This is a genomic window from Paenibacillus sp. AR247 (assembly GCF_002968895.1).
Taxonomy (GTDB): domain Bacteria; phylum Bacillota; class Bacilli; order Paenibacillales; family Paenibacillaceae; genus Paenibacillus_AQ; species Paenibacillus_AQ favisporus.
This window is the reverse complement of the sequence record NZ_PCZT01000010.1, coordinates 143,399-150,057: the sequence shown is the minus strand read 5'-3', so window position 1 is coordinate 150,057 and position 6,659 is coordinate 143,399. Positions and strand designations below refer to the sequence as shown.

General features: G+C 58.1%; 8 protein-coding genes and 2 pseudogenes. All 10 read right to left on the bottom strand.

What is annotated here, in order from left to right:
* Positions 1 to 608, bottom strand: a 608-nt coding sequence (locus CPT76_RS20290) for an oligosaccharide flippase family protein (protein WP_181152960.1), incomplete at its 3' end; no start/stop codon positions are given.
* 273 nt (positions 609 to 881) lie between these two features.
* Positions 882 to 1,523, bottom strand: a complete 642-nt coding sequence (locus CPT76_RS20285; protein ID WP_105444242.1) for a TetR/AcrR family transcriptional regulator — start codon at positions 1,521 to 1,523, stop codon at positions 882 to 884.
* A gap of 217 nt (positions 1,524 to 1,740) precedes the next feature.
* Positions 1,741 to 2,574 carry a MurR/RpiR family transcriptional regulator gene (locus tag CPT76_RS20280; protein ID WP_105444241.1) on the bottom strand — a complete coding sequence of 278 codons (834 nt, stop codon included), beginning with the start codon at positions 2,572 to 2,574 and terminating at the stop codon, positions 1,741 to 1,743.
* A gap of 72 nt (positions 2,575 to 2,646) precedes the next feature.
* Positions 2,647 to 3,411 carry a PHP-associated domain-containing protein gene (locus tag CPT76_RS20275; protein WP_105444306.1) on the bottom strand — a complete coding sequence of 255 codons (765 nt, stop codon included), beginning with the start codon at positions 3,409 to 3,411 and terminating at the stop codon, positions 2,647 to 2,649.
* The gene (locus tag CPT76_RS20270; RefSeq protein WP_258168710.1) at positions 3,408 to 3,800 is read right to left on the bottom strand and encodes a TOBE domain-containing protein; all 393 of its coding nucleotides are present in this window, start codon (positions 3,798 to 3,800) and stop codon (positions 3,408 to 3,410) included. The genes CPT76_RS20275 and CPT76_RS20270 overlap by 4 nt, the downstream gene beginning before the upstream one ends.
* Positions 3,801 to 4,104: 304 nt before the next feature.
* Positions 4,105 to 4,206, bottom strand: a pseudogene (locus tag CPT76_RS41575) (hypothetical protein); the annotation flags it as partial.
* A 101-nt stretch (positions 4,207 to 4,307) separates the two neighbouring features.
* Positions 4,308 to 4,868: pseudogene (locus CPT76_RS20260) on the bottom strand (ABC transporter permease); the annotation flags it as partial.
* 363 nt (positions 4,869 to 5,231) lie between these two features.
* A complete protein-coding gene (locus CPT76_RS40135; RefSeq protein WP_258168680.1) occupies positions 5,232 to 5,420 on the bottom strand; it encodes a hypothetical protein in 189 nt (62 codons plus the stop codon).
* A gap of 97 nt (positions 5,421 to 5,517) precedes the next feature.
* Entirely contained in the window at positions 5,518 to 6,168 is a 651-nt protein-coding gene (locus CPT76_RS40130; protein WP_258168679.1) for an ABC transporter substrate-binding protein, read from the bottom strand.
* Positions 6,165 to 6,530 carry a hypothetical protein gene (locus tag CPT76_RS40125; protein WP_258168678.1) on the bottom strand — a complete coding sequence of 122 codons (366 nt, stop codon included), beginning with the start codon at positions 6,528 to 6,530 and terminating at the stop codon, positions 6,165 to 6,167. The genes CPT76_RS40130 and CPT76_RS40125 overlap by 4 nt, the downstream gene beginning before the upstream one ends.
* Between the last annotated feature and the right edge of the window lie 129 nt (positions 6,531 to 6,659).

Here is a 6,659-nt window from a genome sequence, read left to right as displayed (position 1 = left end):
TACAGCAGGCCGACGCCTTCGCCGATCACCGAAGCCCCCATGGCTCCCGCCGCCGCGTAGGCAATGCCATAAGGCAGCAGCATGTTGACGACGCCGATGATGACGATGATCTGTGCCACATTCTCCAGAATGTCGGATAAGGCGAGCGGATTCATGTTCTGCCGGCCGCGGAAATACCCCTTCAGCACTGCAGACATGGCGATAATCGGAATGATCGGCGTAATCGCCACCATCGCATAATACGCCCGCTGGTCGGCCAGCACGATCGAAGCGATCCATTTGGAGCCGAACAAAGCGGCCAACGTCAGCACGATGCTGAGCGTCCCCGTTACCGACAGCGAGACGGCGAGAATCCGTTTAATCCTCGCCTCGTCCCCTTTGACTTCCGCCTCGGACACCAGCTTCGAAATCGCAACAGGCAGCCCGAGCTCGGTCATCGTAATAAACAGCGGAAGCAGCGGATGGGCAATCATCAAGAGCCCTACCCCTTCCGCTCCCAGAAAACGCGCCAGCACAATGCCGTTCACAAACCCAAGCCCTTTGGTAAAAAAAGACGACAGGGTCAAAACGAACGTTCCACGGATAAAGCTTTGCTTGTTTAATCCCATTGGTCACATCCCACCCACTGTTTGTCCTGATCTCTCTTTTATTAGCGTATTCGGACAAGGGGCAATACATGCAGACAACCCTGGTTTCTTCGAATGCCTTTCCGGCTCTATGCAACCAAAGAAAAACATAAAGGAAGCCAAATGACGACACCTATCTCGCCATTGACTTCCTTCGAAAGAGAATATTAACGTAAGTTCATAGCAGTTCACTACATAGGGGACAGTTTATTAAAGGGACGGATACGGATTTTTCGTCTTGCTCTATACGACCTTTTAATACGATATTTTTTGGATCGTCTGCAACAGCAGCTCTTCCATCTCGGCATCATCCACGGAATCGAGCATGTCCGGGACGAACAGCTGGTATTTTTTCATCTTATAAAATTCAAACAGCGCCTGCTTCAACGAGAAGTCATGCCTCACAGCGAACGAAGGCTCTACCAACTGGCGGAGCATGAGATCGTCTTGTACAACAGACAAGGTGGAGTTAACCGGATGAAAAACATTTTTCTCCACGCCTGCCTCATAAAACCGGCGCAAATTCCGGTGCCGCTCCTGTTCCGCTGTAACCAGCCTGTCGTATAGAACCGGGTATACCGACTTGAGGTCCTCCAGCAAAATATCGGGCATGTACAGCACGCATTGCAAAGATTGGATGTATAACATGTGGAACCTCTTGCCCCATGAGAGCTCCTCGTCCTGCAATTGGACGTCGGCATTTTGCAGAAAGGCGATGCAGTGATCCACAAACATTTCAATGATTTCGTCTTTGGATGAAAAATATTTGTACAGCGTCACTTTGCTGATATCCATGTGGCGGGCCATGTCGTCCATATTGATGGTGCTGAACTTGCTTTTTCTCAACACAGGCTTGATTTTATCCAGGAACAAATTTTTGTTCTCTATCTTTTTCATGTTGTCCTCCGCTCCAAACGCTTAATACTCCTATTATATCATATTGAACTCCTTTCATTCCGTGCATTAGCTTATATGAAAAGAACTAAGTTAACGGTTTTTCAGTAAACCAGTTAAACTTAAGGCGACCGGATCCGTACCGTCGGCTCTTTACACCACGGATCATATCCTTAACACCCCTAACTCTTTACCACACAAAAAAAGCTGCCAAGCGGCTCTAAACCCGCTTTGGCAGCACTTTCTGATATCTGCGCCGCAGCTCGTGCAGCTCCTCGCTTCCCGCAACCGCCTGCTCCTCCATCTGCTTGCCGACCGCCACGATCAACGTTTCGAGCAAGGCCACCGGCGCCACCATGGAGTGGAACTCCCACAGCTGGCCGCGTGCGGTGTACAGGGTCACGTCAGCCTTCTCCAGCATGCCGCTGACCGCTAGATCGGTGACGAGCAGCGTGCGGTAGCCCTTCACCTTGGCGTGGTCCAGCAGCACCGACAGCTCCGGCGACTCGGACACGAAGCCGAAAATGACGATCACGTCCTGCGGCTGCACATGCACCAGCAGGTTAAACAGCTCGTGCCCGCCCCGGTCGAGCCGCTTGACCCGCATGCCGAACCGCGTCAGCCGGAAATCGGTCAGCGCGGCCAGGCTCTCCGCGGAGCCGGGGCCGTAGATGTACACGGTCCCCGCTTCGCGCAGCAGCGACGCTGCCCGGTCGAACGCTTCCTGGCTGAGCCGGTCGGCCGTCTGCTGCAAATAATCCGCGCCGACGAGCAGGCTTTGCGCCGCGTCGTTTTCGTTCATTTTCGAAAACGCCGACTGCAGCTTCTGCGAAGGGGACAGCAGCATTTCGTCCTTCACCTTCTGCTTGAATTCCTTCAGGTTTCGGCATCCCACCTCGGACCAGAACCGCGACACCGTTGACGTGCTGACCTGGCAGGCAGCGGCGATGTCTTCCTCCACCATAAACGGGATGTCTTCCATATGCTTGCTGATATAATCCGCGATCCGCTGGTGTCCGCGGGACAGCTTATGGCCTTCCAGCGCCAGATTCATAGTTCTTGCCACCTCTCTATAGCGGGATGAATGATCAACGGCCTTAACGATGCAGGGAATGAAGTGTTAACGTTACACGGTTTCCACTTCAACCCTCTTTTTCAGCAGCTTTTTCACTGCGCCCGCCGCGCGCACCTGCAAGTGCAAGCTCGGAGAGATGACACGTTTGCAAGCCTCCGCCCGAATAGCCGCCTTCAGCTCGGCGACGGTCTCATAATCGCCCGGCAGGACGTTGTAGACGCAGCCGACCTGGAACATCTGGTGGGCGTCGCTGCCCGCTACGACCGGCACACCCAGCTCCGCGCCAAGCGGCAGCACCAGGGCGATATTTTCCTGAATGCCGATCTCATGCAGGTCCTTGCCGTTCAGGTCGAACGCGTCGAACCGGCGCAGCAGCTCGCGGTCCACATGGTACAAATGGTTGGACTCCCGGAACGGGTGGCCGCCGATCACCATCATGCCCCGCGGCTCGCACAGCTCGAACAGCTCGGCAAGCCCGATGAACGACCCGGCTGCGGTGTGCGGCTCAAGCAGGGCGCGGATTTCGAGCAGGGCGTCCTTGGGTCCGGAGACGAGAATATGCCCGCCCTCGGCTACGTCCACTTCCATGCCTGTAAAGATTTTAAACCCGTCGCGGTCGTAGTAGTGGTTGTTGCCCGGCAGCATCTTGTCGAGCGTCCCGTAGACCTCGTCGAAGCGGCGCGTATTGAAATGCTCGGTCAGCGTGATCGCCTGCAGCCCCTGATCGCGGGCTTCATCCAGCATCTCGTTGAAGTGGTCCATGGAGAAATCGGTCTTCTTGGACAATTTAACATGAAAGTGAAAGTCAATATTCATCGGTGTATTTCCTCCAATATGGGTGTAATGGTCGTCACGCCGGTCTCCAGGCGTCTGCCCGTCTCCCGGTCGTACAAGTTGATGCGTTCTTCGCGGAAGGATGCGTACAGCATGCGTCCCGGGGCGTAATCCGGGTCGCCGATGACGCGCACGCCCAGATTCTCCTGGCCGTAGGCGACCCTCACCAGCGTCTCGCCGCCGGCGGGCAGCACGTCCTCCACCTTCACCGGGATGGAACCGGCGGTGCGGGTCTCGTGCAGCACGACGTCTTCCGGCCTCACCGTCAGAACGACCGCTCCCGCTTCCTCCGCTCCACCGTTCATTCCCGCAAGCCGGAAGCTTCCGAGCGCCGTGCTGACGGTGCTGACGCCTCCGCTCGTGCGGCACACGCCCTCCACCCGGGTTCAGCGGATGGTCCGAGCTGCCCATGAACTCCGCCACCTGCAGCGTCCGCGGATGGCGGTACAGCTCGCGCGGCGTATCCGCCTGCACCAGCTCGCCGCCGAAAAACACCGCGACCTTCGTCGACAGCGTGATCGCCTCATGCTGGTCATGCGTCACATAGACGATCGTCGTGCCCAGCTCGCGGTGCAGCCGCTTCAGCTCGGCGCGCATCTCCGTCCTCAGCTTGGCGTCCAGGTTCGAGAGCGGCTCGTCGAGCAGCAGAATCGACGGGGATGTCACGATCGCCCGGGCGATCGCCACCCGCTGCTGCTGCCCGCCGGACAGCTCGCCGGGATAGCGGTCCGCCAGCTCCGGGCCGGCCGCCGCCCCACAGCCGCCGGAAGCCGCCATTTGCCAAGCGGCACATGCGTCACCGCGCTGCCCTTGCCCGTCACCGTTACATAGCTGCGCCGGCCGCCAAGCAGGCGCTGGTTGAAATAGATCGCCAGCATCGTGATCAGCATCAGCGTCAGTGACAGCACGTTCGCCTCGGTCGTCAGCCGCGACCGCATGCTGGAGTACAGCATCGTCGAAATCATGTAGAAGTTCACCGGGGTGCCGAGCAGCGCGGGCACGCCGTAGGAACTGACCGCTTTCGTAAAAATCAGAATGAATCCCGACAGCACCGACGGCAGCATCAGCGGAAACACGATCCGGCGCAGCACTTGCATCCGCCCCGCGCCGGCCATTTCGGCCGCCTCTTCCAGCTGGCTGTTCATCGAGCTGAGCGCAGCGCCCACGAGCAGGAAGAAATACACGCTGTCGTGGATCGACAGGGTCAGCACGATCGGCACGAAGCCGTACGCCAGCCAGTCCGGCGGCGTCACATGCAGCACCGACTGAAGAATGCCGGGCGTGCCGCCGATTTTGCTGTTTTTGAAAAAGGTCAGCCACGCCTGGGACAGCATCCATGACGGCAGCAGATACGGGATGATCGCCAGAAACGTAATCGTCTTCTTGAGCGGAACGTCCGTCCGCGTCACAAGCCAGGCCAGCCCGCAGCCGAACACCATAGACAGCGCCGAGACGGTCACGCCCACCGCCAGTGCGTTCAGCACCGGCTTGTAGAAGAGGGACCAGCTCATATCGCTTGCCAGCACGCGGCTCCAGTGGTACAGCGTCAGGTGCCCCGGGTCCGCCGCTGGCGTAAGCCGGGCGTCCTGGGTTTTCCATACGAACGTCGACCAGATCAGGTTAAGGACCGGCCAGACGATGGTGTACGCCAGAAACAGAAGGGCCGCCGCCCCGATCAGATATAGCGGATTCCGCAGCGCGTCCCGGCACCGGTTCAGCCACCTTGCTTGCCATGTATTCAGCACGGGCTTATGCAGCATCCCGCTTCCCTCCTGTTTGTGTCATTTCGGTCTTTCGTTCCGTCATTTCTGCTTGATCCAGAAATCGCGGACCTTCGGCGCCTCGAAGTACAGCTTCTCCCCGTCAAACACCCACAGGTTCAAATCCTCGAAGGCCACCTCGTTTTTGGTCTTGACGTCGGAGCGCGGCACCCAGGAGCCCACTTCATTGAACGGCGCCATGCCTTCGCCCTGGCCGTCCTTCTCGCCCATCATCCAGCGGATGAACAGCTTGGCCCCCGCCGGATGGGGCGCTTTGTTCGCGAGGAAGAGGTAGCCCGAATCGGGTACCGACGTCTTCGGCTTAATGTCATAGATCGGCAGGATGCTCCAGCCTTTCTCCTCGAACCTTGGACACGTCGCCGGATACCGCCAGCCCGACCGCGTCGCTGTTCGCCTTGCCGATCGCATCCAGCACGTCGTCGCTTCCTTTTAACACGACCAGCCCATTGTCGAACAGCTGCTGAATGAACTCGTACCCCGCGTTCTCCGTGCCGTGCAGCTCGATGTCCTTGCCGAACTTCTCCTTGTACGCCGCGGCCATATCGTCGCTATGGATGACCATCGTCGTAAACAGGTCCATGAATGCCGGCGAGCTGAGCGGATCGGCCGTATAGACCTTACCCCTGAATTCCGGGGTGGTCAGGTCCCACCAGTTCGTCACTGGCGCGGACTTATAATGCTCGGTATTATAGAAAATCGTGCGGAACTCCAAGTAGTTGGCATACCCTTCGGCCTGCGTGCGGTACGGCTCGTCCACCTTCTCCGCCAGATCCCCCGGAAGGTACTTGACGTACCGTCCCGGCTTCACCATCTCTTCTTCGACGGCCCCGCTCACTTCCTTCGTGATAATCACGTCCGGATTGAACTGCCCGGCATCCTGCTCCTTCGTTACCTTGTCCATCATCTCATCGGACTTGACTTTGCTTACCTCGACTTTGATGCCGGGATACTGCTTCATGAACGTCTCCGCAGCGTCGTTGGCAGCCCCGAAGTGGAGTAGACGATAACCTTGCCTTCCTTCTTGGCCTGCTCGTACAGCGCTTCCGGCGTTTCGCTGCCGGACGCCTCTGCGGTATCCGCGCTCTGCACCGTTCCCGCCGGCTTGGCCGATGCGTCCGAGCCGCCCGCCGTGCCGCCTTCTCCCTGCCCGCATGCGGTCAGTAGTAGGGCTGTGCCCAAGATGAGCGCCGCCGCTTTGCCTGGCCAGGACCAGACGGTCCGTTTCCCTGTGAGCGCGTATGGTTCCCGCCCTATCCCCGTACTTTCGTTCGCATTTACCGTCAGAATGCTCCTCGCGTTTCCGTTCATTTTTGACCTCATATCCTATGGCCTCCCCATCGTTCATTCAGAATTAGTGAAGCGTGATTGGTATCCGGATTGTTTCGCTTACCTCTTCACTATAGGGACGGAGTGTCAACGGTAATGTTAGGCGGACGTGCGTATTTTAGG

Coding starts and splice junctions, on each gene's coding strand:
- CPT76_RS20285 (WP_105444242.1), bottom strand. CDS start 1,523: ATGAAAAAGATAGAGAACAAAAATTTGTTCCTGGATAAAATCAAGCCT.
- CPT76_RS20280 (WP_105444241.1), bottom strand. CDS start 2,574: ATGAATCTGGCGCTGGAAGGCCATAAGCTGTCCCGCGGACACCAGCGG.
- CPT76_RS20275 (WP_105444306.1), bottom strand. CDS start 3,411: ATGAATATTGACTTTCACTTTCATGTTAAATTGTCCAAGAAGACCGAT.
- CPT76_RS40135 (WP_258168680.1), bottom strand. CDS start 5,420: ATGGGCGAGAAGGACGGCCAGGGCGAAGGCATGGCGCCGTTCAATGAA.
- CPT76_RS40130 (WP_258168679.1), bottom strand. CDS start 6,168: ATGAAGCAGTATCCCGGCATCAAAGTCGAGGTAAGCAAAGTCAAGTCC.
- CPT76_RS40125 (WP_258168678.1), bottom strand. CDS start 6,530: ATGAGGTCAAAAATGAACGGAAACGCGAGGAGCATTCTGACGGTAAAT.